The 25093-nt window shown below is 72.8% G+C and carries 24 protein-coding genes; 9 read left to right on the forward strand and 15 right to left on the reverse strand.

All coding sequences use genetic code 11. The features are described 5' to 3' along the window. The first annotated feature begins 2 nt into the window (after positions 1 to 2). Positions 3 to 380 carry a DUF2695 domain-containing protein gene (locus N538_RS0122870; protein ID WP_028639219.1) on the forward strand — a complete coding sequence of 126 codons (378 nt, stop codon included), beginning with the start codon at positions 3 to 5 and terminating at the stop codon, positions 378 to 380. Here N538_RS0122870 and N538_RS0122875 read toward each other — a convergent pair. Genes N538_RS0122875 through N538_RS0122885 form a run of 3 tightly spaced genes read right to left on the reverse strand, consistent with a single transcriptional unit; the run spans position 377 to position 4153 of the window. Next, on the reverse strand, positions 377 to 2389 hold the full coding sequence (locus N538_RS0122875) for a vWA domain-containing protein (protein WP_028639220.1): 2013 nt from the start codon (positions 2387 to 2389) through the stop codon (positions 377 to 379). The genes N538_RS0122870 and N538_RS0122875 overlap by 4 nt on opposite strands. Further along, positions 2386 to 2772 carry an OsmC family protein gene (locus tag N538_RS0122880; RefSeq protein WP_028639221.1) on the reverse strand — a complete coding sequence of 129 codons (387 nt, stop codon included), beginning with the start codon at positions 2770 to 2772 and terminating at the stop codon, positions 2386 to 2388. The genes N538_RS0122875 and N538_RS0122880 overlap by 4 nt, the downstream gene beginning before the upstream one ends. After that, complete coding sequence (locus N538_RS0122885; protein WP_028639222.1) at positions 2765 to 4153, reverse strand: magnesium chelatase; 1389 nt, start codon at positions 4151 to 4153, stop codon at positions 2765 to 2767. Before N538_RS0122885 ends, N538_RS0122880 begins: the two co-directional genes overlap by 8 nt. Positions 4154 to 4329: 176 nt before the next feature. On the opposite strand from N538_RS0122885, the gene N538_RS0122890 reads away from it, so the two are divergent. Continuing rightward, positions 4330 to 4692 (forward strand): YchJ family protein, encoded by a 363-nt coding sequence (locus tag N538_RS0122890; protein WP_028639223.1) that lies wholly within the window; start codon positions 4330 to 4332, stop codon positions 4690 to 4692. Here the strand turns inward: N538_RS0122890 and N538_RS0122895 are convergent. Beyond that, complete coding sequence (locus tag N538_RS0122895) at positions 4676 to 5479, reverse strand: enoyl-CoA hydratase (RefSeq protein ID WP_028639224.1); 804 nt, start codon at positions 5477 to 5479, stop codon at positions 4676 to 4678. The genes N538_RS0122890 and N538_RS0122895 overlap by 17 nt on opposite strands. 47 nt (positions 5480 to 5526) lie before the next feature. Between N538_RS0122895 and N538_RS0122900 the strand changes: the two genes are divergently transcribed. Further along, entirely contained in the window at positions 5527 to 6657 is a 1131-nt protein-coding gene (locus N538_RS0122900) for an SGNH/GDSL hydrolase family protein (protein ID WP_036571781.1), read from the forward strand. Between the two features lie 7 nt (positions 6658 to 6664). On the opposite strand, the gene N538_RS0122905 is transcribed toward N538_RS0122900, so the two are convergent. Together N538_RS0122905 and N538_RS27760 are read right to left on the reverse strand one after the other, a co-directional pair. After that, positions 6665 to 7546, reverse strand: coding sequence for a universal stress protein (locus N538_RS0122905; protein ID WP_028639226.1), 882 nt, complete (start codon positions 7544 to 7546; stop codon positions 6665 to 6667). After that, positions 7543 to 8271, reverse strand: coding sequence for a universal stress protein (locus tag N538_RS27760; protein ID WP_051549561.1), 729 nt, complete (start codon positions 8269 to 8271; stop codon positions 7543 to 7545). Before N538_RS27760 ends, N538_RS0122905 begins: the two co-directional genes overlap by 4 nt. A gap of 106 nt (positions 8272 to 8377) precedes the next feature. Between N538_RS27760 and N538_RS26960 the strand changes: the two genes are divergently transcribed. Beyond that, positions 8378 to 8818, forward strand: a complete 441-nt coding sequence (locus N538_RS26960) for a pyridoxamine 5'-phosphate oxidase family protein (RefSeq protein ID WP_051549562.1) — start codon at positions 8378 to 8380, stop codon at positions 8816 to 8818. Positions 8819 to 8829: 11 nt separating this feature from the next. Continuing rightward, positions 8830 to 10377 (forward strand): GAF domain-containing sensor histidine kinase, encoded by a 1548-nt coding sequence (locus tag N538_RS26965; RefSeq protein ID WP_051549563.1) that lies wholly within the window; start codon positions 8830 to 8832, stop codon positions 10375 to 10377. A 59-nt stretch (positions 10378 to 10436) separates the two neighbouring features. Here N538_RS26965 and N538_RS0122925 read toward each other — a convergent pair whose 3' ends face one another. Next, complete coding sequence (locus N538_RS0122925) at positions 10437 to 11066, reverse strand: response regulator (protein WP_028639227.1); 630 nt, start codon at positions 11064 to 11066, stop codon at positions 10437 to 10439. Between the two features lie 79 nt (positions 11067 to 11145). Here N538_RS0122925 and N538_RS28800 point away from each other — a divergent pair, with 79 nt between their 5' ends. Next, on the forward strand, positions 11146 to 11316 hold the full coding sequence (locus N538_RS28800) for a hypothetical protein (protein ID WP_155992419.1): 171 nt from the start codon (positions 11146 to 11148) through the stop codon (positions 11314 to 11316). Positions 11317 to 11321: 5 nt separating this feature from the next. After that, positions 11322 to 11783, forward strand: coding sequence for an SHOCT domain-containing protein (locus N538_RS0122935; RefSeq protein ID WP_028639228.1), 462 nt, complete (start codon positions 11322 to 11324; stop codon positions 11781 to 11783). A gap of 4 nt (positions 11784 to 11787) precedes the next feature. On the opposite strand, the gene cydD is transcribed toward N538_RS0122935, so the two are convergent. The 6 genes from cydD to N538_RS0122965 all read right to left on the reverse strand — a co-directional run bounded on the left by cydD (position 11788) and on the right by N538_RS0122965 (position 20864). Beyond that, positions 11788 to 14967, reverse strand: a complete 3180-nt coding sequence (gene cydD / locus N538_RS0122940; protein WP_028639229.1) for a thiol reductant ABC exporter subunit CydD — start codon at positions 14965 to 14967, stop codon at positions 11788 to 11790. Further along, positions 14964 to 15980 (reverse strand): cytochrome d ubiquinol oxidase subunit II, encoded by a 1017-nt coding sequence (gene cydB, locus N538_RS0122945; RefSeq protein WP_028639230.1) that lies wholly within the window; start codon positions 15978 to 15980, stop codon positions 14964 to 14966. Before cydB ends, cydD begins: the two co-directional genes overlap by 4 nt. Positions 15981 to 15995: 15 nt before the next feature. Then, positions 15996 to 17453: a cytochrome ubiquinol oxidase subunit I gene (locus N538_RS0122950; protein WP_028639231.1), complete on the reverse strand. Its 1458-nt coding sequence runs from the start codon at positions 17451 to 17453 to the stop codon at positions 15996 to 15998. A 285-nt stretch (positions 17454 to 17738) separates the two neighbouring features. After that, positions 17739 to 18923 (reverse strand): lipid-transfer protein, encoded by a 1185-nt coding sequence (locus N538_RS0122955; protein WP_028639232.1) that lies wholly within the window; start codon positions 18921 to 18923, stop codon positions 17739 to 17741. Then, a complete protein-coding gene (locus tag N538_RS0122960; RefSeq protein WP_028639233.1) occupies positions 18920 to 19366 on the reverse strand; it encodes a Zn-ribbon domain-containing OB-fold protein in 447 nt (148 codons plus the stop codon). Before N538_RS0122960 ends, N538_RS0122955 begins: the two co-directional genes overlap by 4 nt. A 100-nt stretch (positions 19367 to 19466) precedes the next feature. Next, entirely contained in the window at positions 19467 to 20864 is a 1398-nt protein-coding gene (locus tag N538_RS0122965) for a cystathionine beta-synthase (protein WP_028639234.1), read from the reverse strand. Positions 20865 to 20933: 69 nt separating this feature from the next. On the opposite strand from N538_RS0122965, the gene N538_RS0122970 reads away from it, so the two are divergent. Continuing rightward, positions 20934 to 21962: an SGNH/GDSL hydrolase family protein gene (locus tag N538_RS0122970; RefSeq protein WP_028639235.1), complete on the forward strand. Its 1029-nt coding sequence runs from the start codon at positions 20934 to 20936 to the stop codon at positions 21960 to 21962. Positions 21963 to 22282: 320 nt separating this feature from the next. Here N538_RS0122970 and N538_RS0122975 read toward each other — a convergent pair whose 3' ends face one another. Then, the gene (locus tag N538_RS0122975) at positions 22283 to 23125 is read right to left on the reverse strand and encodes a Bax inhibitor-1/YccA family protein (protein WP_028639236.1); all 843 of its coding nucleotides are present in this window, start codon (positions 23123 to 23125) and stop codon (positions 22283 to 22285) included. Between the two features lie 100 nt (positions 23126 to 23225). On the opposite strand from N538_RS0122975, the gene N538_RS26970 reads away from it, so the two are divergent. Then, a complete protein-coding gene (locus tag N538_RS26970; RefSeq protein ID WP_036571782.1) occupies positions 23226 to 24320 on the forward strand; it encodes a hypothetical protein in 1095 nt (364 codons plus the stop codon). On the opposite strand, the gene N538_RS0122985 is transcribed toward N538_RS26970, so the two are convergent. Continuing rightward, a complete protein-coding gene (locus N538_RS0122985) occupies positions 24260 to 25075 on the reverse strand; it encodes a class I SAM-dependent methyltransferase (RefSeq protein ID WP_028639237.1) in 816 nt (271 codons plus the stop codon). The two genes, N538_RS26970 and N538_RS0122985, sit on opposite strands and share 61 nt — an antisense overlap. Positions 25076 to 25093: the final 18 nt, after the last annotated feature.

Raw genomic sequence — 25093 nt, forward strand, 5'->3', positions numbered from 1 at the left:
GCATGAGCGAGACGTCCGTGGCCGCGGGGGCCGAGCACTACCTCCGGGCGGTGGTCGAGGAGGAGCCGCAGGAGGGCGAGTGCCTGGTCTGCTTCGTCGCCCGGATGACCGGGGAGCACGGGTGTGACTCGACGTTCCTGTGGGCCCGCCGGTTCCGCGACCTGCGCTCGCCGACCGCGACCGCGCTGGAGAAGAGGTTCGGGCAGCGGCTAGTCGTCTGCGACTGCCTGATCGTGCACAAGGCGCACCGGCCCGTGCGCGAGCTGATGGTCCGCGACGTGCACACCGACGAGCTCGAGCGGCCGGACCCCCTGCCCCCGTGCGCCGGCGTGCGGCGGACGAGCACCCGTGCCTGCGCGAACTGGGAGCGTGCCTGCTAGTCGCCGACCCAGAAGCCGCGGCCGCCGAACCAGTCGCCGTATCCGCCGTACCCGCCGCCACGGGGACCCCGTGAGCCGAGGTAGGACCCGACGACCGCGGCGCCGAGATCGTCGAGCTCGGGCGCGACGACCCGGCCGCCGACCCGCTGGGCCATCGAGTCGATGAACCTGGCCAGGCCGGGGTCCTCGCCGAGGCGGAAGAACGTCGTCTGCGCGCCGAGCCGCCCGGCGTTGTCGAGCTCCCGCACGGCGTACGCCACGGTCAGCGGGTGCGGCGGGTAGGAGAAGTAGACCTCGCCGTCCGGCTCGAGGTGGGACGTCGGCTCACCGTCGGTGACGATCAGCAGCACCGGCTGGGCGTTGGGGTGCTTGCGGAAGTGCCGGTTCGCGAGCAGCAGCGCGTGGTGCAGGTTGGTGCCCTTGTCCCACATCGCGTCCAGCGCCGTGAGCTCCTCGATCTCCATCACCTCGGCGTGCCGGCCGAAGCCGATCAGCTGCAGCGCGTCGCCGCGGAACCGGGACCGGATCAGCGTGTGCAGCGCGAGAGCCGTGCGCTTCATCGGGACCCAGCGGCCGTCCATCGCCATCGAGAACGACGTGTCGACGAGCAGCGCGACCGCAGCCTGGGTGCGGGCCTCGGTCTCCTGGACCTCGACGTCCTCGATGGAGAGCATCGGCCCGGCCGGGTCCCCCGCTCGCCGGAGCACCCCGTTGAGCATGGTCCGCGGCACGTGCCACGGCTCGGTGTCGCCGAACGCCCACTCCCGGGTCGCGCCCGACAGGTCGCCCGCGGCACCGGCTTTCTGGAGCTCGCGCTGGCCCTGGCGGCCCGACATCCGCTCGGCGACGTCGCGGAGCAGCGCCTTGCCGAGCTGCCGCATCGCCTTCGGGGAGAGCCGGTACTGCCCGTCGGTGCCGCGCTTCATGTAGCCCGAGTCGCGCAGCGCCTGCTCGAGCCGCTGCAGGGTCCGGGCGTCGACCGCGGCCTGGTCGCCGAGCTGGCGCGCGAGCGCGTCGAGGTCGACGTCGTCCATGCGGGCGCCGCCGTAGGACTGCGAGAGCTGGTCGGCGAGGGTGTCGAGGTCCGCGATGTCCTGGAACACGCCGGTGCCGTCGCCGAGCCCGAGCCCCTCCTCGCCGCCCATCTGCTCCGAGCCGCCCCAGTCCTCGCCGGGACGCAGCGACTGGAGGTTCGCGTCCATCCGCGCGAGCTGCTCCATCAGCTCGGGCGAGCCGAACGCCTGCTGGGAGAGCTGCATCAGCTCCTCGCGCTGCTCCGGCGACATCGAGTTCAGCATCCGCTGCGCGGCCGCGGCCCGTTGCGCGAGGGAGTCGAGCAGCTCGTCGATGTTCGACGGGTTCTCGGGGAAGAAGTCGCCGTGCCGCTGCATGAACTCCTCGAAGTCCTCCTGGCTGTCCTCGCCGCGCTGGTGCTTCTCGAGCAGCTGGTTGAGGTCCTGGAGCATCGCGTTGACGGCCGCGCGGTCGGCGTCGGTCGCCCCCTCGAGCGCCTCCTTCATCCCCGCGAACCGCTGGTCGAGCAGCTCGCGCCCGAGCAGGTCCCTGATCTTCTCGTAGTCCTCGCGCGCCTCCCGGCTCTGCCAGTCGTACGACGACAGCTCGCTCACGGCGGCGGCGGTGTTCGGCGGCAGGTTCTCCAGCTGGAGCTCGCGGAACGCCCGCTCGCCGTCGTCCATCATCGCGTCGCGGGCGAGCTGCTTGCGCTCCTCCAGCAGTGCGTGGTCGAGCAGCTCACGGACCTCCTGGAGGGTGCCGTCCATGTGGTGGCGCTGCACGAGGTCGCGCCGCCGTTCGGCGACCCGGCGGGCCAGGTCGTCGAGGCCGGTCTGGTCCCGGCCGCCACGGCGCAGGAACTCGCGCATCGCGCGCTCCGGCGAGTAGCCGGCCATCACGTCCTCGCCGATCGCGTCCAGCGCCTCGGCGATGTCGACCGGCGCCGCGAGCGGGTCACCGCCGTCGTACCGCCGGAAGCGGGTCCGGTCCTTCATCGTCGACTCACCGTGACCTCCCCGCGCACGACCCGCGGGATCTCCGCGAGCGCATCCACCTGCTCGAGGACCCGGGCGACGACGTCACCGGCCTCGGGCGAGTCGACGGCCACGTCGTAGGTGATGCGCGTGGTCGACCACGTCTCGTCGTCGAACCTGCCGTCCACGTCGACGAGCACGCCGTGCACCGGGATGTCGGCCTCGCGGTAGACGTCGTTGAGCAGGCAGCACGCGACCGCGGTGAGCAGCAGCTGCGCGCCCGTGCCGCCGCCCTCGACGGCGATGCCGCCATCGGTCCAGCGATGTGGGACGACGTACGACGGCTCCAGGCCGCCGGCCCGGGTGCCGGCCGCGACCCTGACGTCGACGGGAACCTCAGCCATACACGGTCTCCGAACCGTCGGTGTCCTTCCCGATCTTCCGGCCCAGGTAGAGCCCCTCGAGCGCGAGCTCGATGGCGCCGGCGCGCTGCCCGTCGTTGGTGGCGTCGAGCCGGTCGCAGATGTCGTCGTACAGCTCGGACTCGCCGAGCACCGGCAGCCCGGTCAGGAACTCGCGCGCGGTCACCCGCTCTCCGGTGGTCACCATCGCGCCGTTCTCGATCGCCTCCACCAGCAGCCCCAGGTCGAGGCCGCGGAAGTGGCTGCGGACCGTCTCGGCGGTCGCGGTGCGGAGCAGGTGGGTGAGGATCTCCGTCTCGCGGCCCTCCTCGCCGGACTCGAACTCGACCTTCCCGCCGAGGACGTCGATCGCGGTCTCCAGGTCGACCGGCCGGGCCACGGCCTCGTCCTCGCCCTGCGCGGTCGCCCGGTGCAGCGCGGCGGCGGCGATCGTCTCGGCGCCGGCGATCGAGAACCGCGCGGAGACGCCGGACCGCTGGTCGACCGCGGAGGACTCCCGCAGCTGGCGCGTGAACCGGGCCAGGATCTCGACGAGGTGGTCGGGCACGTCGGCGACGAGGTGCGCCTCCTGCCGGATCACCGCGACCTCGTCCTCGAGCTCGGTCGGGTAGTGCGTGCGGATCTCCGCGCCGAAGCGGTCCTTGAGGGGCGTGATGATCCGGCCGCGGTTCGTGTAGTCCTCGGGGTTCGCGCTGGCGACCACGAGCACGTCGAGCGGCAGGCGGAGGACGTAGCCGCGGATCTGGATGTCCCGCTCCTCCATCACGTTGAGCATCGCCACCTGGATCCGCTCGGCGAGGTCGGGCAGCTCGTTGATCGCGACGATGCCGCGATGGCTGCGCGGGATCAGCCCGAAGTGGATCGTCTCCGGGTCGCCCAGCGACCGGCCCTCGGCGACCTTCATCGGGTCCACGTCGCCGATCAGGTCCGCGACGCTCGTGTCCGGCGTGGCGAGCTTCTCGGCGTACCGCTCGTCGCGGTGCCGCCACGACACCCGCAGGTCGTCGCCGTACGTCGCGGCGGCCACCCGGGACGCATGGGTGACCGGGTCGTACGGGTGCTCGCCGAGCTCGGAGCCGGAGATCACCGGCGTCCACTCGTCCAGCAGTCCGACCATGGTGCGTAGCAGCCGGGTCTTGCCCTGGCCGCGCTCGCCGAGGAGCACGATGTCGTGGCCGGCGATCAGGGCCCGCTCGAGCTGGGGGATGACGGTGTCCTCGAAGCCGTGCAGCCCCGGCCACGGGTCGCGGCCCTCCCGCAGGGCGTCGAGGAGGTTGTCGCGGACCTCCTCGCGCAGGGACTTCTGGACGTGGCCGGAGGCGCGAAGCTCGCCGACCGTGGAGACCGTGGGGGCGGAAGTCACCCCTTCACGCTACCCACGCCCCCAACAGATGGGGATCGTCTCCGTTTCCGGGACTTGACGCGGGTGGGATACCCGGCTCGCCGGGTATCCCGTCGCTTCACAGGCGTAGCAACGGCCGGGAAGCGACAGGAGTGCCCGTGGAGTAGGCGGTACCGACCGCGTCCTAGGCTCACGCCATGCAGCTCCAGCGGCCCTGCCCGTGCGGCTCCGGCACGTCGTACGACGCCTGCTGCGGTCGCCTGCACCGGGGTGCCGCGCGGGCGGAGACCGCCGAGGAGCTGATGCGCTCGCGCTACTCGGCGTACGCCGTCGGCGACCTCGACCACGTGTTCCGGACCTGGCACCCCCGCACGCGCCCGGACGACCTCGCTCCGGACCCTGCGCTCACCTGGACCGGGCTGCGGATCGTTGCCGCCGGCGAGGACTGGGTGGAGTTCGTGGCGTCCTACGAGCGGGACGGACAGCCCGGCGAGCTGCGCGAGCACAGCCTCTTCGAGCGGCGCGGCGGCCGGTGGGTGTACGTCAGCGGTCGTCCGTGAACCGCGGCGGCCGCCCCTCGCGACGGGCCAGCGTGGCCTCCTCGAAGTTGCCCGTCAACAGCCGGAGGTAGAGCTGCCCGATCCCCTCCGAGGACAGGTACGTCTCCAGCGACGTGGCCGACTGGCCGGCATGCAGCGACTTCTTGGTCAGCTCGACGCCCGGCTGGGAGAACCCTGCGATCCGCTGCCCGATCCCGACCGCGGCGGCGACCACGTCGTCGTGCACCGAGGACACGAGGCCGATCCGCTCGGCCTCCTCGGCGCCCACGTCCCGGCCGGTCAGCATGATGTCGGCCGCCCGCGTCGAGCCGACCGCGCGTGGCAGCAGGAACGACAACCCGAGCTCGCTCGCGGTCAGCCCGTTGTTGATCCCGGCGGCGCGGAAGTGCGCCGCGGGTGCCGCGATCCTCAGGTCGCACGCCAGCGCCAGGCAGAGGCCGCCGCCGATCGCCGCACCGTTGACGGCCGCGACGACCGGCTGGTGCAGACGCCGGATCGTGAGCACGACCTCCTCCAGTGCCTCCATCGCCCGGAGCGCGTACGTCGGCCGGGTGACCCCGGCGACGCCGGGCGGCACGCCCGCCGACTCCTGGTCCGCTCCCGAGCAGAAGCCGCTCCCCGCGCCGGTGACGACCACCGCGCGCACCGCGTTGTCCTGGCCGAGGCCGAGGAGGGCCTCGCGGAACGGCACCATGACGTCGTACGCCATCGCGTTCATCCGCTCCGGCCGGTTCAGGGTCACCACCGCGACGGCGGGGTCCGGCCGGTCGACGAGCACGAAGGGCATGGCGACGCAGTCTGCCAGCGCTCCGGGCCGTTCCCTAGGGTCGGGACATGACGCTGACGTCCGTGCCGATCACCGCCGACCTGGTCCGCGGCGCACTCGAGCTCGAGCCGACCGGTGCGGGGCTGCTCCCCCACCGGCTGCCGGCCCGGGCCCGCGCGCAGTGCGCCGACCCGCAGCTGGCGATGGCCGAGGCGCAGCCCTCCGGCGTACGCCTCGCGCTCCGCACCCGGGCCACGGTCGTCGAGCTCGACGTGCTGCCGACGCGGCGGGAGTACGCCGGAGCACCGGCTCGCCCCGACGGCGTCTACGACCTCGTGGTCGACGGCCGGCTCGCCGCCCAGCTGACCGCGCCCGGTGGCAGCACCGTGGTCGTCGACCTGATGACCGGGGCGGGCGAGCTGCGGCCGGGCCCGGTCGGCACGCTCCGATTCGGCGACCTGCCGGCCGGCGAGAAGACCGTCGAGGTGTGGCTGCCGCACGACGAGCAGACCGAGCTGGTGGCGCTGCGCACCGACGCACCGGTGACGCCGGCGCCTGCCGCGGACCGGGTCTGGGTCCACCACGGCAGCTCGATCAGCCACGGCTCGGTCGCGGCGAGCCCGACGTCCACCTGGCCGGCGTACGCCGCCCGGCGCGCCGGCGTGGACCTCGTCAACCTCGGGCTCGCGGGCAGCGCGCTGCTCGACCAGTTCACCGCCCGCGCGATCCGGGACACCGCCGCCGACCTGATCAGCCTGAAGCTCGGCATCAACGTCGTGAACCACGACCTGATGCGGCGCCGGGCGTTCGGGCCGGCGGTGCACGGGTTCGTGGACACGATCCGCGACGGGCACCCGGACACGCCCCTCGTCGTCGTCTCCCCGATCCACTGCCCGATCCACGAGGACACGCCGGGACCTGCCACACCCGACCTGTCCGAGATGGCGGAGGGGCGGATCCGGTTCGTCGCGGTCGGCGACCCCGCCGAGGTCGCCGCGGGCAAACTGACTCTCACCGTGATCCGCGAGGAGCTCGCCCGGGTCGTCGCCGAGCGGGACGACCCCCGGCTGTCCTACCTCGACGGCCGGGAGCTGTACGGCGCGGCCGACCACGACGAGCTGCCACTGCCCGACGGACTGCACCCGGACGCGGCGACGCACGTCCGGATGGGCGAGCGCTTCGCGGCGCTGGTGCTGTAGCGGCTCGCTAGGGCTCCGGGACCACCGCGACGGTGCCGGACGACTGCTCGACGACGATCGACGCGGTGCGCCCGCGCACCAGCCCGGCGATGCCGCCACGGCTCCGGCGGCCGATGACCACGAGCTCGGCCTCCTCGGCGAGCCGCACCAGCACGCGGTCGACCAGCCCGCGGGCGAGCACGGTCTCGACCTCGACGTCGGGGTACTGCTCGGCCATCCCGGCGACGGTCTGGGCGAGGCGCAGCCGCTCGGCGTCGTACCCCTCCTCGTCCGGGCCGACCGGCTCCTCACCCTGGTGGGCGTCCCAGATCGCGTGCACCACGCGGAGCGGTCGTCGGCGCAGCGACGCCAGGCGGTAGGCGAAGGCCAGCGCCGCGGTCGACGTGCCCTGCGCGTCGACGCCCACCACGATGCCGCGGCGTACGACGGACTCGGCCACCGGCCGCAGCACCACGACCGGGCAGGCGCCGTCGCGGCTGACCGCGTGCGCGACCGATCCGAGCAGGAGGCTCTTCACCGGGCCGCGGCCGCGCGAGCCGAGGACGACCATGACCGCGGACCGTGCCGTCTCGCGCAGGGCGTCGCGCGGGTCGAGCTCGGCGACCACGCCGTGCGCCGGCACGTCCGGAGCGAGCGCGGCGACCCGCTCGCCCGCCGCGGCGAGCAGCTGTTCGGCGTCCCGGCGCACCGCCTCGCGGGTGACCTCGCTGTCGACGCCGGCCTGGTCGAGCCACACCAGGGCCGCCGTGCCCATCGCGCCGGTGGCCTGGACCAGCGTCAGCGCGCGGCCCTCGAGCCGGGCCTGCTCCGCCGCCCAGTCGACCGCCCGGTCCGACGTCTCGGAGCCGTCGACCCCGACCACGACCGTGTTCGCCGGTACCTCGGTCATGCAGGCGACCCTGCCACGCCGATCGGTACCACCGCCACCGGGCACTCGGCGTGGTTGACGACGCCGCCCTCACCCGGTCCGACCACGAGCAGGTCCAGGTGCCGCGACCCGGCGGTGAGGTCACCGGCCGCGGTGCGCGACCGGACCTCCGGGAACTTCTCGGCCAGCCCGGCCACTGCCTCGGCGACCGCGAGCTCGTCGTCGGTCGTCCGCACGATGGTCAGTGGGAGGTCCCGCAGCGAGGCCTGGCGGTAGGCGAACTCGACCACCGGCCGCGACCGCTCGTCCGCCGCGACCAGCACCCCGTTGCGCACCGCGCCCGGGTGCTGCGGCCGCACCACGACGACCGGGCACGGGGCGTGCCTGGTCACCGACAGCCCGACCGAGCCGAGCAGCACGCTGCTCACCGGTCCGCGGCCGTGCGAGCCGACGACCACGGTCGCCGCGCTGTGTCCGAGGTCGAGGAGCGCGACCCTCGGGTCCGCCATCCAGAGGGCCACGTGCACGGCGAGGTCCGGTGCGACCTCGAGGCAGTGCAGACGGGCGCGGTCGAGCATGGCCAGCGCCTCCGCCCGCTCGTGCATCGGCTCCAGTCCGTGCACGAGGGTGAGCTGCCGGCGCTCACGCCGGGCGTGGTCGATGGCCCAGTCCAGGGCACGGTCGGCGGACGGGGAGCCGTCGAGGCCGACGACGATGGTGCCAGCGGGGATCACGGTGTTGTCCATGTCCCCACCGTCCTCGCCCGCCGGCCCGCCGAGTACCGCCGAACGCCCCCACGTTCGGGACCATCGGCCCTGCACCGGGGCCGGACGGACACGCACCATGGAGTGCATGAACGAGGCAATCGACCTGACCCGCGACGAGTGCGAGCGGCTGCTGCGTTCCGGCGTCGGCGGCCGGGTCGCCCTGGCCTCGCCGAACGGACCGCACATCGTGCCGGTCAACCACTCCGTCGTCGACGACGCGATCATCATCCGGACCTCGCCGTACAGCGTGCTGGGGACCTATGGCCGGGACAGCATGCTGGCCTTCGAGGTCGACCAGTTCGACCACGAGCGGCAGCACGGCTGGAGCGTCGTCGCGCGCGGCCGCGCCGAGGCCGTCGTCCGCCCGGACGAGCTCGACCACATCCGCGAGACCTGGGAGCCGCGACCGTGGGCGTCCGGTGCCCGCACGCTCCACCTGCGCCTGCGTTGGACGGAGATCTCCGGGCGCAGGATCGGGGGCGGCTGGGACCTCACTGCAGCGCTGCCGGTCCGGCGCACCGTGTGAGACTGGCCCGCGTGCTGCCTGCTGCCACCCGCTCCCTGCTCGATGCCGTCACCGCGATCTCGTCCGACCTCGACCTGCGGGCGGTGCTGACCCGGATCGTCGAGGCCGCGACCGAGCTCACCGACGCGCAGTACGGCGCGCTCGGCGTGATCGGCAACGACGCGTTCCTGGTCGAGTTCGTGACGACCGGTCTCGACGACGACACGCGGGCGCAGATCGGCGACCTGCCGCACGGCCGCGGCATCCTCGGCCTGCTGATCCACCATCCGGAGCCGATCCGTCTCGATGACCTGACCCAGCACCCGCAGTCGGCGGGGTTCCCGCCGAACCACCCGCCGATGGGCACGTTCCTCGGCGTACCGGTGCGGATCCGGGGCACGGTGTTCGGCAACCTCTACCTCACCGAGAAGGTGGGCGGTGCGTCCTTCACCCAGGAGGACCAGGAGCTCGTCGAGGCCCTCGCGAGCGCCGCCGGCTTCGTGATCGACAACGCGCGCGCCTACGGCCTGAGCGAGCGCCGGCGCCAGTGGCTGGAGGCGTCGGCGACCCTCTCGGAGGCGCTGCAGCCGCCGATCCAGCTGGGTCCGGGCCTCGCCGAGGTCGCCCGGGTCGCGCGGTGGGCGACCGGCGCGGCCGCGACCGCCGTCCTGCACCTCGAGGAGGGCAACCCGGTCCGCACCGTCGACGCCCTCGACACCGCGGCCGCCGAGCTGGCCCTGTCCGGCCTCGAGGACCAGCCCTGGCCGCGGCTGGACTCCGAGCCCCTGGACACCCGGCTCGGCGAGTTCGCCGCGACCCTGGTGCCGCTGCGCACCCACCTGGTGAGCGCCGGGCTGCTGGTGATCCTGGTCGACCCCGAGACGACCCCGCTGCCGTACGACGAGCGCGTGCTGCTCGCGTCCTTCGCCGACCAGGCGGGCCTGGCGCTGGACCGGGCGCAGGCGATCGAGGACCGTGCCGAGCTCGCGGTCACCTCCGACCGCGAGCGGATCGCGCGCGACCTGCACGACGTGGTGATCCAGCGGCTGTTCGCCACCGGGCTGCAGCTCCAGGGCGCCGGCGCCATGTCACGCGTCCCCGAGGTCGCCGACCGGATCGACAAGGCGGTCGAGGCGCTGGACGTGACGATCCGCGACATCCGCAGCACGATCTTCGAGCTCCAGCACGTCGGCCGCGGACCGTCCCTGCGAGCCGACCTGCGCAAGCTGGCGACCGAGTACGCGCCGCTGCTGAAGTTCGACCCCGTCGTGCACACCGTCGGGCCGGTGGACACCGCCGTACCGGCCGAGGTGCGGGAGCAGGTGCTGCCGGTGCTCCGCGAGGCGCTCTCGAACCTGGCCCGCCACGCCGCCGCCGACCACGGCGAGATCACCCTCGAGACCGACAACCGGGAGGTGCGGCTGACCGTGCTCGACGACGGCGTCGGGATCGCCGCCGACGTCGCCGAGAGCGGGCTGCGCAACGCCCGCCGCCGCGCCCGGGCCCTCGGCGGCTCGCTCGAGCTGACCCCTCGGCACCCGCGCGGCACGTCGTTCGTCTGGCGGGTGCCGTTGCGCTGAGGTGCCGCTCGAGCCAGCCGACCGACCGACCATCCAGCCAGCCAGCCGGCCAGCCGGCCTCAGCGCAGCAGCTTGCTCGCCAGCACCGCGGCCTGGGTACGCCGCTCGAGGCCGAGCTTGGCGAGGATGCTGGAGACGTAGTTCTTGACGGTCTTCTCGGCGAGGAACATCTGCTCGCCGATCTGCCGGTTCGTCATCCCCTCCGCGATGTAGCCGAGCAGCTTGAGCTCCTGCTCGGTGAGCTGCGCGAGCTCCGGTGCGGTGGTGGGTGGGTTGCGCACCCGTTCGAGCACCTTGGCCATCAGGCTCGGGTCGATGAGCGAGTTGCCCGCCGCCACCTGGCGGATCGCGTCGACCAGGTCGTTGCCGCGGATCTCCTTGAGCACGTAGCCCGCGGCGCCGGCCATGATCGCGGCGAACAACGCCTCGTCGTCGTCGTACGACGTCAGGATAAGCGCGCCGATCGACGGGTCGACGGCGCGGACGGCGCGACAGACCTCGATCCCGGAGCCGTCCGGGAGGCGGGCGTCGAGGACGGCGACGTCGGGCCGCAGGGCGGGGATGCGGCTGGTGGCCTCGGTGGCGGTCCCGGACTCGCCGACCACCTCGATGTCGCCAGCGCTCTCGAGCAGGGCGCGCAGGCCCTGACGGACGACTTCGTGGTCGTCGAGGAGGTACACGCGGATCATGGGCCATTCCTATCAACGAACGGTGCCCTCCGGCAGGGACTGGGTGCCTCCGGTGCGGAATCCGGCCTAGAGTGCCGCCATGGTCCCGCTCGCCGCCCTCGAGTCGAACTTCCTGGTGCCCAACGGCACCTTCGTCGTCGTGGCCCTCGTCGTGCTCGGTCTGGTCGCCCTGCTGGTCGTGGTCGGCGTCCTCGTCATCGTCCGGTCGAACGCGCGGGCGCGCCGCACGGACCTCCAGCACCGGAACTGACCGCCGTGGCACACCTCCTGGCCGGGCCGGACAACCCACCCGACTGGTGCTTCCAGGCGAACGCCGACGGCCAGCTGCCGACCTGCACGTGGGACGGCGACAGCTGGCACCGCAGCTACGACGACGGCTCGATGGGGAGCGGGAACGGCATGGGCGGGTTCGCGGTGGTCTTCGTCCTCGCCCTGCTCGTCGGCGTCGGCGTGACGGTCTGGAAGGTGTCGACCGCGCGCCGGATGGCCCGCAGCTCGGGCATGGACGAGGGGGACGCGACCGAGATGACGCTGCTCAGCGACGACGGGTTCGAGGCGACGTACCTGGCGTCGAACCTGCGCCCCCAGGTCCCCGCCCCGCAGCCGAGCGCGAGTACGGCGGACCGGTTGCGCAACCTCCAGTCGCTGCTCGACCAGGGGCTGATCACCCAGGAGGAGTACGACACGCGCCGCCGGGCCGTGATCGACGGCCTGTAGCGGCCTACAGCGCCAGGACCCGGTCCACGCGGTCCAGGCCCGCCTCGGCGTGGGTGATCCAGACGACCGTGCGCCCGTCTGCGCCGTCCAGCACCTCGGCGGCGAGCTCCTCGGCGGTGGCGCCGTCCAGGTGCGCCGCCGGCTCGTCGAGCACCAGCACCGGCTGGTCCGCCAGGAGGGACCGCGCGATCGCGATCCGCGCGCGCTCGCCACCGGACACCTGCGCGTGCCCGTCGCCGAGCCAGCTGTCCAGGCCGTCGGGCAGCGAGTCCAGCCACCCGCCGAGCCGCGCCTGGCGCAGGGCCGCGTCCACGTCTCCGTCGGAGGCGCCGGGCCGGGCGAGCCGGACGTTCTCGGCGAGCGTGGTCGCGAAGACGTGCGGGTCGTCGTCGACCAGACCCACGGTGCGGCGTACGTCGTCGAGCGCCAGGTCGGGGAGTGCGTGGCCGCCGAGCCGGATCACGCCCCGGGCCGGGTCCACGAAGCGCAGCAGGAGGGACGCGAGCGTGCTCTTGCCGGACCCCGTGGGCCCGACGACCGCGACCCGGTCGCCCGGGGCGAGCGTCAGGTCGAGGCCGCGGAGCACGACCCGGTCGCCCCAGGCCGCGTCGACGTGGTCGACGGTGATCGCGTCCCCGTCGGCCAGCATCGGGGCGGCGGGCGTGGACACCACCGGCGTCCGCGCCGCCAGCTCGTCGAGCCGGTCCTCGGCGGCACGGGTCCGCGCGGCGACCGCGCCGGCGTCGGCGAGCGAGCTCGCGACCTCACCGAGCGCGAGCGGCAGCAGCACCAGCAGAGCGAGCACCGGCCCGGAGACCTGGCCGGCGAGCAGCATCGCAGCGACCGCGACACCGATCCCGGAGCACAGGAGCACCACCGCCCGGCCGGTCGCCAGCCAGGTCGCCGAGGCGGTGGTACGCCGGCCGAGCTCGGCGCCCACGGCCGCGACCGCACCGACCGCGCGCTCCTCGGCCTGCCACATCGCCAGCTCGCCGGCGGTCTGGGTCGCCTCGACGACCGCGTCAGACAGCCGGGCCCGGGCGTCGACCGCACCGCGCTCGGCACGGGCGGCGCCGGTCCGCGAGAGGAGGTAGCCGGCGCCGCCGGCGAGGCAGACGCCGGCGACCACGAGGGCCGCCGGCGGCTCGACCAGTGCGGCGACGAGCACCGCGAGGCCGCCGGTGATCGCGAACCCGTGCACGGGCATCCGCACCCGCAGCTGCCGGTCGAGCACGCTGTCGACGTCGTCGACGATCGCCGCGAGCACGTCGCCACGCCGCCGGCCCAGCGCCCCGGGCGTGAGCGGCACCACGGCGTCGTACACCTCGACCCTCCGGTCGGCGAGCAGGCGGAGGACGACGTCGTGGGAGCGGAGGCGCTCGACGTACCGCAGCACCGGGCGGGCGATGCCGAAGGTCCGCACCGCCACGATCGCGACGAGGAGCGTGAGGATCGCGGGCCGGTACGACGCCTGCACGATCAGCCAGCCGGCGGTGGCCGTGAGCGCGACGCCCGAGGCCGAGGCGAGGCCGCCGAGGATCGTCGGCAGCGCGAGGCCTCGTCGCCGCTCGTCGGCCGGCTCCGCGGGCGGGGCCGGGCGGGCCGCCACGGACACCGGCCGGACCGGGACGGCCGGCACCGGCGCGCTCAGCTCGACCACCCGGTCGGCGACGGCGGCCAGCGCGGGCCGGTGGGCGACCACGACGACGCCGCTCGTGCCCCCGAGCTCCCGCACCGTCTCGGCGATCACCCGCTCGGTCGCCGCGTCGAGGTGCGCGGTCGGCTCGTCGAGCAGCACGTACGGCCTGCCGGCCAGCACCACCCGCGCCAGGGCGAGCCGGGCGCGCTCCCCCGCGGACAGGGTGCCGCCGTCCTCGCCGAGCACGGTGTCGAGGTCGACGCCGAGCGCCACCTTCGCCAGGGCCGCCCGCAGCCGATCGTCGCTCGCGTCCGGGACGGCCAGCCGCAGGTTGTCGGCCACCGTGCCCGACACGAACACCGGCCGCTGCGGCAGCCACGCGATCCGGTCCCGGGCCGGACCTCGGACCGTGCCGCCGGTCGGCTCGAGCAGGCCGGCGAGCACGGCGAGCAACGTGGACTTGCCGCTGCCCGACGGCCCGGTGATGGCGAGCACGCCGCGGTCCGGGACGTCGAGGGAGACGTCCTCGAGGGCGGGTACGGCGCGGCCGGGGCGCAGCACCGTCACGTGCTCGACGCGCAGCGCGCCGGGGCGGCGTACCGGACCCGCGCCGGCGGCGTCGACGAGGTCGCTCGCGGCCTCGAACGTCGCCACCCCTTCGGCGGCGGCGTGGAACTCGGCGCCCACCCGGCGCAGCGGCCAGTACGCCTCCGGTGCGAGGAGCAGCACGACCAGCGCGGTCCGGAGGTCGAGGCTGCCCCCCGCGAGCCGGATGCCGACCGTCACCGCGACCAGCGCGACCGACAGCGTCGCCACCAGCTCGAGGACCGCCGAGGAGGCGAATGCGATGCGCAGGGTCTCGACGGTGCGGCGGCGGTACCGCTCGGTGATCGCCCGGATCGTCGCCGACTGCGCCTCGGCCCGCCGGAACGCGGCCAGCGTCGGCAGTCCCCGCATCACGTCGAGGAAGTGGCCCGACAGCGAGGCCAGCGCCCGCCACTGGGAGCGCGCGCGGTCCTGGGTCGCGAGGCCGACCAGGATGCCGAAGACCGGGATCAGCGGCAGCGTGCAGAGCACGACCAGCGCGCTGATCGGGTCCTGGGTGGCGATCGCGACGAGGGTGACGAGCGGCAGCACGGCCGCCAGCACCAGCGCGGGGACGTAGCGGGTGAGGTACGGCTCGGCGGCCGAGGCGCCACGGGTCGCGAGCCCGGCGAGCTCACCGGTCGACCGGCCAGCGCCGCCGTCGCGGAGGATCGCGCCGACCACCCGGCAGCGGAGGTCGGCGCCGACCAGCGACGCCGCCCGGGCGGCGCTGGTGTCCGACGCCCACCCGGTGGCGGCCCGGACCGCGAAGACCGCGACCACGACCGCGGCCCAGGTGCCGACCGCGTCGTCGTGCAGCGCGGCCAGGATCAGCTCGGTGACCGCCCACGCCTGGCCGACCAGGAGCAGGCTGCCGAGCGCGCCGGCGCCGAGCACCACCGCGAGCGGACGGTGGGCCGGGGCGAGGTGGCGGCGTACCCGGGGGTCCGTCGGCCTCATGCGACCGCCTCGAGCTCCTCGTCGGGGATGTGGTGGGTGGAGATCCGGCGGCGGAAGACCCAGTAGGTCCAGGCCTGGTAGGCCAGCACGATCGGCGTGAAGATCGCAGCCACGATCGTCATCACCGTCAGCGTGTAGTCGGTCGCGGAGGCGTTGGTCGTGGTGAGCGAGTACGCCGCGTCCGTGCTCGACGGCATCACGTCCGGGAACAGCGCGACGAACAGGCCGGCGACGGCCAGCGCGATGGTCGCGAAGGTGCCGATGAACGCCCAGCCCTCGCGTCCGGTCCGGGCCATCAGCACCCCGCCCACGAGCGCGAGCGCGGCCACCACGAAGAGGATCGCGGAGCCGGCGTTCCCGGTCAGGGACTGCGCCCAGACGAGGAAGACCACGGCGGCGACGGCCGCGAGGAGGCCGAGCTGGACGGCCGCGGCCCGGGCCCGGTGCCGGATCTCGCCGTCGGTCTTCAGCGCCAGGAACATCGCCCCGTGGGTGAGGAACAGCAGCAGGGTGACGAGCCCGCCCAGCAGGCCGAACGGGTTGAGCAGCGTGAAGATCGTGCCGGTGAAGTCCTTGGTCTCGTCGATCGGCACGCCGCGGACCAGGTTCGCGAACGCGACGCCCCACAGCACGGCGGGGACGTACGAGCCGACGATGATCGCCCGGTCCCACCAGGAGTGCCAGGCGGCCTCCGGGCGCTGGTGGCGGTACTCGAACGCGAGGCCGCGCACGATCAGCGCCAGCAGGATCAGCAGCAGCGGCAGGTAGAACCCGCTGAACAGCGTCGCGTACCACTCCGGGAACGCCGCGAACGTGGCGCCGCCGGCGGTGATGACCCAGACCTCGTTGCCGTCCCAGACCGGCCCGATGGTGTTGATCATGATCCGGCGCTCGCGGTCGTCGCGCGCCAGCCAGGGCAGCAGCATGCCGACCCCGAAGTCGAAGCCCTCGAGGCAGAAGTAGCCCATCCAGAGGACGGCGATCAGGATGAACCAGACGGTGGTGAGCTCCATGTCTCCGCTCCTCTCTCAGTAGGCGAACGCCAGCGGGCGGTCTTGGTCGTCGTCGCTGCCGCGCAGCGTCGGGTCCGGTGGCTCCTCGAAGGGGTCGGCCCCCTTCTTCACGAACCGCACGATCAGGCCGACCTCGATCACCGCGAGGACGGCGTACAGCAGCGTCAGGCTGAGCACGGAGATCCACGCCTCCGTCGTGCTGACCCCGGGCGAGACCCCGTGTGCGGTGGTCATCAGGCCGAACACCACCCACGGCTGGCGGCCCATCTCGGTGAAGATCCAGCCGAAGGAGTTCGCGAAGATGACGAGGAGCGGCGTCGCCACCGCCATCCGCGCGAACCACCGCGACGTGGGCGCCCGGCCCCGGCGGGTCAGGAACAGGATCAGCGCGGAGAACAGGGCGGCCAGCATGCCCAGCCCGATCATGTAGCGGAACGTCCAGTAGGTGACCGGGATGATCGGCGAGTACTTGCCGGACGGGTCGTAGTACGTCGAGCCCGGGTCCTGGCCGTACTTCTCCTGGTACTCCGCGCGCAGGTCGTTGATGCCCTGCACCTGGCCGTCGAAGCTGCCGGTCGCGAGGAAGGACAGCAGGCACGGGACCGTGATGGAGAACTTCTCCGAGCTGCCGTCCGGCGTACCGATGGTGAAGATCGAGAACGGCGCGCACGAGTCCTGCGTGTCGTACAACGCCTCGGCCGCCGCCATCTTCATCGGCTGGACCTCGGTCATGATCTTGCCCTGGTAGTCACCCGAGACCGAGACCACGACAGCGGCGAACAGCGTGACCCACGCGCCGAGGCGGATGCCCTTGCGGTAGAGCAGCCGGTCGTGCTGGTGCCGCTCGGAGACGTAGAGCCAGGCGCTGACGCCGAGCACGAACGCGCCCGCGGTCATGTACGCCGCGCTGATCACGTGCGGGAAGGTCGCGAGCTGGACCTTGTTGAACATCACGTCCCCGAAGTGGTGCAGCTCGGCGCGGCCGGTGTCGGGGTTGTACTCGTAGCCGACCGGGTGCTGCATCCAGGAGTTCGCGGCGAGGATGAACCAGGCGCTCGCGAGCGTGCCGAGGTGCACCAGCCACATGCAGCCGGCGTGCAGGCCGCGGGGCAGCTTGTCCCAGCCGAAGATCCACAGGCCGAGGAACGTCGACTCCAGGAAGAACGCCAGCAGCGCCTCGACCGCCAGCGGGGCGCCGAAGATGTCGCCGACGAAGCGGGAGTAGTCCGACCAGTTCATCCCGAACTGGAACTCCTGCACGATGCCGGTCACCACGCCGATCGCGAAGTTGATCAGCATCAGCTTGCCGAAGAACTTCGTGAGCCGGAGCCAGTCGGGCTGCTTGGTCCGCAGCCAGAGGGTCTCCATCACCGCGACCAGGGCGGTCAGGCCGATCGTGATCGGCACGAACAGGAAGTGGTAGACGGTCGTGATGCCGAACTGCCACCGTGCGATGTCGAGGATGCTGTCCAACGTGGTCTCCGCTCCGGACGTCGTGTGACGACGAGGAAACGCTAGGGAGGACTGTGCCTCCGCGACCCGGGCCGGGGGTCCCCCGGTTCGGGCCAAAGGTCCCGTCCCAGCGCTTGTGAAAACTTTCTCAAAGTCTCCATCGGGCAGAACAGAGTCGAATCGCGGGGTCTTCCCGACCCTCCGAAAAGGTGTCCCGGGTCTCACCAGCACGCCGAGTCGGCGCAGTCTCAGTCGAGAAGCCCGCCGAGTCGGCGCAGTCTCAGCTGAGACTGCGCCGACTCGGCGTCAGCGGGTGAGGAGGACCGACGAGCCGTGGCCGAACAGGCCCTGGTTGGCGGTGATGCCGACCCGGGCGCCCTCGACCTGGCGACCGGTGGCCTGGCCGCGGAGCTGCCAGGTGACCTCGCAGACCTGCGCGAGGGCCTGGGCGGGGACGGCCTCGCCGAAGCAGGCGAGCCCGCCGGAGGGGTTGACCGGGATCCGGCCGCCGAGCGTGGTCTCGCCGGCGCGCAGCAGCGCCTCGGCCTCGCCGCGCTTGCAGAGCTGGAGGTCCTCCATCCAGTCCAGCTCGAGCGCCGTCGACAGGTCGTAGACCTCGGCGAGGGAGACGTCGGCCGGGTCGATGCCCGCTTCCTCGTACGCCGCCTGGCCGATCGACTCCTTGAACGTCAGCTCGGGTGCGGCCACCGCCGTACTCGCGTCGGTGGAGAGGTTCGGCATGTCGAGCACGGTGTTGGGGAAGGTCGGCGTGACCGTCGAGATCGCGTCGATCCGCACCGGGTCGGCGAGGCCGTGGCGCGCGGCGTACTCCGTGCTGGTGAGCACGACCGCGGCCGCACCGTCGGAGGTCGCGCAGATGTCGAGCAGGTGCAGCGGGTCCGAGACGACCGCGGACGTCAGCACGTCCTCGACGCTGACCTCCTTGCGGTAGCGGGCATGAGGGTTCGCCAGCCCGTGCCGGGCGTTCTTGACCTTCACCCGCGCGAAGTCCTCGGCCGTGGCGCCGTAGAGGTCCATCCGGCGGCGCGCGTACATCGCGAAGTACGCCGGGTTGGTCATGCCGAGCAGCCGGAACCGCAGCCAGTCCGGGTCGTCCCAACGCTCGCCCGCGTTGGGCGCGAGGAAGCCCTTCGGGGTCGTGTCCGCGCCCACCACGAGGGCCACCTCGGACAGGCCGGCCAGGATCCGGGCCCGCGCGGTGTCCAGGGCCTGCGCGCCGGTGGCGCAGGCGGCGTACGACGTCGCGACCCTGGCGCCGTTCCACCCGAGCGCCTGGGCGAAGGTCGCGCCGGCGACGTACCCGCCGTAGCCGTTGCGGACCGTCTCGCCGCCGACGACGAGGTCGACGTCCTGCCAGTCGATGCCCGAGTCGGCCAGTGCGGCCCGGGCCGCGTGCACGCCGTACTCGACGAAGTTGCGGCCCCACTTGCCCCACGGGTGCATGCCGACACCCGCGACGGCGACGCTCACTGGTCGGCCTCCTCGCCCATCTCGGTCACCGGCTTCCAGCGCCAGATCGACCGGTCGCCGGACTCGTCGGCGTAGAGCGTCTCGACGACGAGCTCGACCTCGCCGCCCACGCGCAGGTCCACCACGCCGTACCCGTCGGCGACCTGGCCGACGACGACCAGTCCCTCGGGCAGCTCGACCGCGGCGAGCGCGAACGGCTCGTACGGCTCGGTGCGCGGGACGTACGGCGGGGGCGGCTGGTACTGCGCGTCCGTGTACGACCAGACGGTCCCGCGGCGGGACAGCTCCACCTGCTCGAAGTCCTCACCCGCGCAGCCGGGGTTGCGGCAGAAGCCGTCGGCACGGGGGAAGAACACCGTCCCGCAGGTCGTGCAGCGCGTGCCCAGCAGCGCCGGGTCCGGGTCGGTCGTGAACCAGCCCTCGATCGCAGGCGTCGCCGTCATGAACCCTCCGGAGAACTAGAACGTGTTCTCATCTTAACCGCATCGACCGGAGTCGTCCGCCTGAGGGCGGCGTATCGAGGTGCGGGAGGCGGACGACCCGTCAGCCGCGCGCCAGGTACGCCAGCAGGTCGTGGCGGGTGACGACGCCGACCGGCTTGCCGTCCTCGTGCACGAGCAGTGCGTCGGCGCCTTCGAGCGCACCGACCGCCTCCGAGGCCGGCTCGGTGGAGCCGATCGTCGGCAGCGGGGGCGACATGTGCTCGCTGACCGGGTCGGTCAGCCGCGCCGTACCGGTGAAGAGCAGGTCGAGCAGGGTGCGTTCGGAGACCGACCCGACGACCTCGGCCGCGACCACGGGCGGCTCGGCGCGGACGACCGGCATCTGCGAGACGTTGTACTCCTGCAGGATCGCGACGGCCTCCGCGATGGTCTCGTTCGGGTGCGTGTGCACGAGGTCGGGCAGCCGGCCGTCCTTCCCGCGCAGCACCTCGCCGACGTTGCGCGCAGGCCGCTCGAGGCCGTCGACCGGGAAGCCGTACTGCGCCAGCCACTCGTCGTTGAAGACCTTGGTGAGGTAGCCGCGCCCCGAGTCCGGGAGCAGGACGACGATGACCGCGTCCTCGCCCTCCGGCGTGCCCTCGAGCTCGTGCGCGAGCTGGATCGCGGCGTACGCCGCCATGCCGGACGAGCCGCCGACCAGCAGGGCCTCCTCGCGGGCCAGCTGCCGGGTCATCGCGAACGAGTCGGCGTCGGTGACCTCGATGATGCGGTCGGCGACCGACCGGTCGTAGGCGTCCGGCCAGAAGTCCTCGCCCACGCCCTCGACGAGGTACGGGCGCCCGCTGCCGCCGGAGTACACCGAGCCGGCGGGGTCCGCGCCGACCACCTGCACGGCCGGGTTCTGCTCCTTGAGGTAGCGGCCGGTGCCGCTGATGGTGCCGCCCGTGCCGACGCCCGTGACGAAGTGCGTGATCCGGCCCTCGGTCTGCGCCCAGATCTCGGGACCGGTGGTCTCGTAGTGCGAGCGCGGGTTGTGCGGATTGGAGTACTGGTCGGGCTTCCAGGCGCCGGGCTGCGAGGCGAGCCGGTCCGACACGTTGTAGTAGGAGTCGGGGTGCTCCGGCTCGACGGCGGTCGGGCAGACGACCACCTCCGCGCCGTACGCCTTGAGCACGTTGCGCTTGTCCTCGCTGACCTTGTCCGGGCAGACGAAGACGCACTTGTAGCCCTTCTGCTGGGCGACCATCGCCAGCCCGACGCCGGTGTTCCCGGACGTCGGCTCCACGATCGTGCCGCCCGGCTGGAGCTCGCCGGAGGCCTCGGCCGCCTCGATCATGCGGGTGGCGATGCGGTCCTTCACGGACCCGCCGGGATTGAGGTACTCCACCTTGGCGAGGACGATCGGTCCCTTCGCGCCGTCGAGGGAACCGGTGGACCTGGTGAGCCTGAGCAGCGGGGTGTTGCCGATCAGCTCGAGGAGGGAGTTCACGTACTGCATCCGCACAATCTAGAGGCGGTCGCGGCCATCGCCGCAAACGCCGTTGAGGCCCTCCGTAGAGTGAGCCGCGTGGGGAAAGCCGGTGCCGCTCGGAAGCTGGCCTCCGCCGCTGCGTACGGCGGGGGCGGGCTGTCCCTGCTCGGAGGCGCTCTGTACGGCGTGCTGCGCGTCGAGGCGGGCGTCGCCCGCAAGACGATCGGGCGCCTCGACCACGACCCGCCGGACGCGAGTGGCTGGTACGGCCGCGGCCGGCCGGGTCCCGCGATCAAGGTGGCGCTGCTGGGCGACTCCAGCGCCGCCGGGTACGGCGTGGACCGGGTCGAGCAGACCACCGGAGCCCTGCTCGCGAGCGGCGTCTCCGAGCGAGCCGGCCGCCGGGTCTACCTCCGCGAGGTCGCCGTCGTCGGGGCGATGTCGTCGGACCTCAGCAGCCAGATCGACAAGGTGCTGCCGACCGAGCCGGACGTCGCGGTCGTCCTGGTCGGCGCGAACGACGTCACCCACACGGTGCTCCCCTCCGCGTCGGTGCGGCACCTCTCCGAGGGCGTCCAGCGGCTCCAGGACGCCGGCGTCGCCGTCCTCGTCGGCACCTGTCCCGACCTCGGCACCGTCAAGCCGATCGCGCCGCCGCTGAAGCAGGTCGCCCGGGCCTGGTCGCGACGGCTCGCGGCCGCGCAGACGATCGCCGTCGTCGAGCAGGGCGGCCGCACCGTGTCGCTCGGCTCGATCCTCGGACCGGAGTTCGCGGCCGCTCCCGCCGTGCTCTTCGGCCCGGACCAGTTCCACCCCTCCGTGGACGGCTACCGCTCGCTCGTGCAGGTGCTGCTGCCCTCGACGCTCGCCGCGCTGGGGCTGATCCCCGACGACGAGGCCGAGCCCGAGGCCTACCGCGGCGAGGGCGTCCTGCCGATCGCCGCCGCCGCCGTCCAGGCGGTCAACCAGCCCGGCACCGAGCTCGGCGGCACCGAGGTGGGCGGCTCGCGGCGCGGCGTACGCGGCCTCTGGGTCGAGATGCGGCACCGCCGCCGGCACCCGGGCGCCGAGGGCGAGGCTCCCGACGAGCACGACGAGGACTCGCTGGAACCGGTGGACGGATAGGCGAAACCCCACCCCCGCCGGCGGCCCAGGCCCCGAGTCGACGTGACGGCATGGTGGTGCCCCCACGGCATTCGGGCGAACGACGCGCCGGAATCTGCGAGCCCTGTCCAGACGGCTTGGCACGTCGGCACGCGGGCCCGCACCTGCCACCGCGAGGCCCTCCCGTACCGACCTTGTCGGGGGAAACCCGACGGACACGCCGATCCCGCCCGGCGTGTCCGTCGGGTTTCTCCGGTCAGCCGGAGAAACCCGCCGGCGTGTCGCACCGAAACGACGACGGGGCCCGGATCGCTCCGGGCCCCGTCGTACGTCGTGCCTGGTCAGTCGCCCCGCATGATCGCGAGGATGCGCAGCAGGTTGGTGTAGATCCAGACCAGGCTGACGGTCATCGCGAACGCCGCGCGCCACCCCTCGCGGTCCGGCAGCCGGTTGGCGACGCCCTGCTCGACGAAGTCGAAGTCGAGCACCAGCATGAAGACGCCGAGCGCGAGGCCGACGACGGCGAAGAGCAGGCCGAGCTTGCCGTCGCCGAAGAGGCCCAGCTGGGCGCCGAACGCGCTCAGCACGACCTCGATGAGGCTGATCGCGACCACGCCGAGCATGGCGGCGATGACCATCCGGCGGAACTTGTCGCTGACCTTGATGTTGAAGAACTTGTAGACGGCGAGCGTGCCGGCGAAGGCGCCGAACGTGCCGATCACCGCGCTGGTCACGACGCCCGGGTAGGCCAGGTCGAAGACCTTGCTGATGGCACCCAAAGCGACGCCCTCGGCCGCGCAGAAGAGCAGCACGAGCGCGGGGCTGATCACGCGCTTGAACGAGTTGACCATCGACAGCACGAACGCCAGCAGGGAGCCGATCGTCGCGGCGGCGATGAGGCCGCTGATCGCGGACGCGTCGGTGTTCTGGTCGACGTCGGGGCTCAGCACCCAGGTGATCGCCGCGGTGATGATGACGACCGCCAGCGAGATGCCGGTCTTCATGACGACCGAGTCGATCGTCATCGGCTGCTGGACGGTGGTGGGCGGCGTGCCCGGCGTGCCCTGCGCGCCACCGGTGCTCCACGTCGAGGGGTCGGTGTAGCCCTGGTCGGCGTACGCGGCGGTGCCTCCGGGCCGGTTGAACTCCTCGGAACGCCGGAAGACCGGGTTGTTGCTCTGCATGGGTCTCTCCTCGAGGCCGCGACTGTGGAACCCATCCTAGGCGGGTTCACCCGGTTCAACGGAGGCCGGGACCGGAACGTTCCCGGCAGAATCGCTGGCCATGGACCAGTTCGTGTTCCTCCTGGTCGTCGGCGGGCGCTTCGTGCTGCCGCTGCTGATCCCGCGCTTCCCGCTGCCGGCGGTGATCGCCTGCCTGGTGCTCGACGGCGTCGACCAGACGATCTTCCAGCTGTTCGGGTACGACCCGCCGAACTACCAGTCCTACGACAAGGCGATGGACATCTTCTACCTGTCCCTCGCCTACCTGGCGGCGATGCGGAACTGGGACAACCTGCACGCCTTCGCGATCGCGCGGTTCCTCTTCTACTACCGGCTCTTCGGAGCGTTCCTCTTCGAGATGACCCACGAGCGCGCGGTGCTGCTGATCTTCCCGAACACCTTCGAGTACTTCTTCATCGCCTACGAGCTGGTCCGCACCCGCTGGGCGACCCGTCCGGTGCGCACCAGGGCGTGGCTGATCACCGCCGCGGCGATCTGGATCTTCGTCAAGCTGCCGCAGGAGTACTGGCTGCACGTCGCCCAGCTCGACGTCACCGACACGCTGCGCGACTACCCCTGGACGCGCTGGGTGCTGGCGATCGCGATCGTCGGCGGTACGGCGGTCCTCTGGTTCGTCGTCCGGCCCCGGCTGCCCGAACCCGACCACCGCCTGCAGCTCGGCGCCGGACCGGTCCCGGACGCCGTCAGCAACGAGACGGCGGTCGCGTCGCTGCGGGTCGGCAACGGCTGGGTGTGGTCCTGGATGACGCTGGAGAAGGTCGTGCTCGTCGGCCTGGTCTCCGTGATCTACGCGCAGATCCTGCCCGGCATCGACGACTCCAACTTCCGGGTCTTCGTCTCCGTCGGGGTCCTGGTCGTCGTGAACGCCGGCATCACCCTGCTGGCATCGCGCCGCGAGTGGACGATCGAGTCGGCGAGCCTCGCGGTCGCGGAGCGGATCGTCGCGAACGTCGTGCTGGTCTTCGCCGCCGACCAGTTCTTCGGGCACAACGCCGCCGGGTGGGACACGTTCTTCTTCCTGTGCCTGATCAGCCTGATCACCACGCTGCACGACCGGTACCAGCCGGTCTACGCCTACCGGGAGCGGCTCTCCGACGTGGACAGCAGCAACGTGGCCCGGCGGCCGATCCGGTAGTCGCGGACCTGGTCCGCGTCCGGGTTGTCGCGGAGCAGCCCGTCCCAGTCCGAGAGCCGCTCGACGGCGTACCCCTGGGTCCGCGCGATCAGCTCCAGCGCGGCCAGCGTGGGCCGGCCGGTCAGCACCGTGTCGCCGTACGAGAACGCGTCGGCGACGGCGTTGCCCTCGCGCTCGACGTGCTCGTCGGCCAGGCGTACGACGGCCTCCGGGCTGCGGTGCAGCTCGGTGTCGATGACGACGTGGCGGGCACCGGTCTGGCGGATCCTCGTGAGCAGCTCGGTGTGGCGGAGCGTGTGGTAGAGGAACCCCAGGCACAGCACCACGTCGACCGCGGGCCGGTCCCGCTCGAGGACCTCGAACACGTCACCGGCCACGAACTCCGCCCGTTCCGCGAGGTCGTACGCCGCGAGGTTCGCCGTCGCGTTCGCCACCAGCTCCGGCCGCGCCTCGACGCCGACGACCGATGCGGCTCCGGCCTGCAGCGCGGCCAGCGACCACCGGCCGTCGTGGCTGGCGATGTCGAGGACCCGGGCGCCCGGGAAGAGGTCGGCGTACTCGGTGAAGATCGCCTCGTGCCGCAGGTGCAGGCGCCACGGGAACGAGGAGGTCTCGCTGGTCTCGAAGAACCGCGGGTAGTCCTCGAAGAACCCCCGCTCGACCCGCCGGCTCCCGGCCGGCGCTCCGGACGGCGGCCCGGCGGGGCGGTCGCGCGGATCGGCAGCGGCGCGGTCGCGGGACCTGGTCCAGGGCATGCCTCAACCTAACGGTCG

It is taken from the genome of Nocardioides sp. URHA0032 (genome assembly GCF_000620645.1).
GTDB lineage: Bacteria > Actinomycetota > Actinomycetes > Propionibacteriales > Nocardioidaceae > Nocardioides.

Excerpts from the sequence above, each read along its gene's own strand:
- N538_RS0122905 (WP_028639226.1), bottom strand. The coding sequence starts at position 7,546 with ATGACCGAGGTACCGGCGAACACGGTCGTGGTCGGGGTCGACGGCTCC.
- N538_RS0122985 (WP_028639237.1), bottom strand. The coding sequence starts at position 25,075 with ATGCCCTGGACCAGGTCCCGCGACCGCGCCGCTGCCGATCCGCGCGAC.
- N538_RS28800 (WP_155992419.1), top strand. The coding sequence starts at position 11,146 with ATGGTCCCGCTCGCCGCCCTCGAGTCGAACTTCCTGGTGCCCAACGGC.
- N538_RS0122895 (WP_028639224.1), bottom strand. The coding sequence starts at position 5,479 with ATGCCCTTCGTGCTCGTCGACCGGCCGGACCCCGCCGTCGCGGTGGTG.
- N538_RS0122870 (WP_028639219.1), top strand. The coding sequence starts at position 3 with ATGAGCGAGACGTCCGTGGCCGCGGGGGCCGAGCACTACCTCCGGGCG.
- N538_RS0122925 (WP_028639227.1), bottom strand. The coding sequence starts at position 11,066 with ATGATCCGCGTGTACCTCCTCGACGACCACGAAGTCGTCCGTCAGGGC.
- N538_RS0122965 (WP_028639234.1), bottom strand. The coding sequence starts at position 20,864 with ATGCAGTACGTGAACTCCCTCCTCGAGCTGATCGGCAACACCCCGCTG.
- N538_RS27760 (WP_051549561.1), bottom strand. The coding sequence starts at position 8,271 with ATGGACAACACCGTGATCCCCGCTGGCACCATCGTCGTCGGCCTCGAC.
- cydD (WP_028639229.1), bottom strand. The coding sequence starts at position 14,967 with ATGAGGCCGACGGACCCCCGGGTACGCCGCCACCTCGCCCCGGCCCAC.
- N538_RS26960 (WP_051549562.1), top strand. The coding sequence starts at position 8,378 with ATGAACGAGGCAATCGACCTGACCCGCGACGAGTGCGAGCGGCTGCTG.
- N538_RS0122890 (WP_028639223.1), top strand. The coding sequence starts at position 4,330 with ATGCAGCTCCAGCGGCCCTGCCCGTGCGGCTCCGGCACGTCGTACGAC.
- N538_RS0122880 (WP_028639221.1), bottom strand. The coding sequence starts at position 2,772 with ATGGCTGAGGTTCCCGTCGACGTCAGGGTCGCGGCCGGCACCCGGGCC.
- N538_RS0122975 (WP_028639236.1), bottom strand. The coding sequence starts at position 23,125 with ATGCAGAGCAACAACCCGGTCTTCCGGCGTTCCGAGGAGTTCAACCGG.
- N538_RS0122900 (WP_036571781.1), top strand. The coding sequence starts at position 5,527 with ATGACGCTGACGTCCGTGCCGATCACCGCCGACCTGGTCCGCGGCGCA.
- cydB (WP_028639230.1), bottom strand. The coding sequence starts at position 15,980 with ATGGAGCTCACCACCGTCTGGTTCATCCTGATCGCCGTCCTCTGGATG.
- N538_RS26970 (WP_036571782.1), top strand. The coding sequence starts at position 23,226 with ATGGACCAGTTCGTGTTCCTCCTGGTCGTCGGCGGGCGCTTCGTGCTG.
- N538_RS0122960 (WP_028639233.1), bottom strand. The coding sequence starts at position 19,366 with ATGACGGCGACGCCTGCGATCGAGGGCTGGTTCACGACCGACCCGGAC.
- N538_RS0122875 (WP_028639220.1), bottom strand. The coding sequence starts at position 2,389 with ATGAAGGACCGGACCCGCTTCCGGCGGTACGACGGCGGTGACCCGCTC.